2 protein-coding genes are annotated in these 1,481 nt (G+C 66.8%); both read left to right on the top strand.

Annotated elements, in window-relative coordinates:
* Positions 1 to 1,257, top strand: a 1,257-nt coding sequence (locus ACWEKM_RS46545) for a DUF3459 domain-containing protein (protein WP_451627369.1), incomplete at its 5' end; no start/stop codon positions are given.
* The coding region (locus ACWEKM_RS46540) for an alpha-amylase family glycosyl hydrolase (protein ID WP_451627368.1) at positions 1,254 to 1,481 on the top strand (228 nt) is incomplete at its 3' end. The genes ACWEKM_RS46545 and ACWEKM_RS46540, both read left to right, overlap by 4 nt.

Here is a 1,481-nt window from a genome sequence, read left to right as displayed (position 1 = left end):
ATCGGCACCACCCACCGCAAAGGCCGCAACAACACCCTCACCCCCACCCCCGACGACGTCGGCGTCCCCTGGGCCATCGGCTCCCCCGACGGCGGCCACGACACCGTCCACCCCGCCCTCGGCACCACCGACGACTTCCGCCGGTTCGTCACCCAGGCCACCGCACACGGCCTCGAAGTCGCCCTCGACCTCGCCCTCCAGTGCTCCCCCGACCACCCCTGGGTCCACCAACACCCCCAGTGGTTCCACCACCGCCCCGACAACACCATCGCCCACGCCGAGAACCCGCCCAAGAAATACCAGGACATCTACCCCATCGCCTTCGACACCGACATGGACGGCCTGGTCACCGAAACCCTCCGCATCCTGCACCACTGGATGGACCACGGCGTCCGCATCTTCCGCGTCGACAACCCCCACACCAAACCCGTCGTCTTCTGGGAACGCGTCCTCACAGCCGTCAACACCACCGACCCCGACGTCATCTTCCTCGCCGAGGCATTCACCCGCCCCGCGATGATGCACACCCTCGCCCAGATCGGCTTCCAGCAGTCCTACACCTACTTCACCTGGCGCACCACCAAAACCGAACTCACCGGCCACCTCACCGAACTCACCGGCGACACCGCCGCCTACCTGCGGCCCAACCTGTTCGCCAACACCCCCGACATCCTGCACGCCTACCTCCAGCACGGCGGCCGCCCCGCCTTCGAGACCCGCGCCGTCCTCGCCGCCACCCTCTCCCCCTCCTGGGGCATCTACAGCGGCTACGAACTCTGCGAGAACACCCCCCTGCACCAAGGCAGCGAGGAATACCTCGACTCCGAGAAATACCAGCTCAAACCCCGCGACTGGGCCACCGCAGCACACCAGGGACACACCATCGCCCCCCTCATCACCCGACTCAACACCATCCGCCGGCGCCACCCCGCACTGCAACGCCTGCGGAACCTGCGCTTCCACTCGACCGACAACGACACCGTCCTCGCGTACAGCAAGCGCACCGGCGACGACACGGTCGTGGTGGTCGTGAACCTCGACCCGCACCACACCCAGGAAGCCACGGTCTCGTTGGACATGCCGCAACTCGGCCTGGACTGGCATGAGTCGGTGCCGGTGCACGACGAACTGACGGGTGAGACCCATCACTGGGGCAGGGCCAATTATGTGCGACTCGAACCGGGTCACCGGCCCGCGCACATCCTCACCGTCCTGCGACCGTCCACCCCGCAGATCGGAGGGTCAACAGCGTCATGACCGTGAACGAGCCGGTCCCGGACACGTTCGAGGACACTCCCGCCAAGGACCGGGATCCGGAGTGGTTCAAACGCGCCGTCTTCTACGAGGTCCTGGTCCGCTCCTTCCAGGACAGCAACGGTGACGGCATCGGCGACCTGAAGGGCCTCACCGCCAGGCTGGACTATCTGCAATGGCTCGGCGTCGACTGCCTCTGGCTGCCCCCCTTCTTCACCTCACCCCTG

This window comes from Streptomyces sp. NPDC004752 (assembly GCF_053601275.1).
Note: the sequence above shows the minus strand (reverse complement) of the source record. Positions and strands in the feature narration are given on the sequence as shown.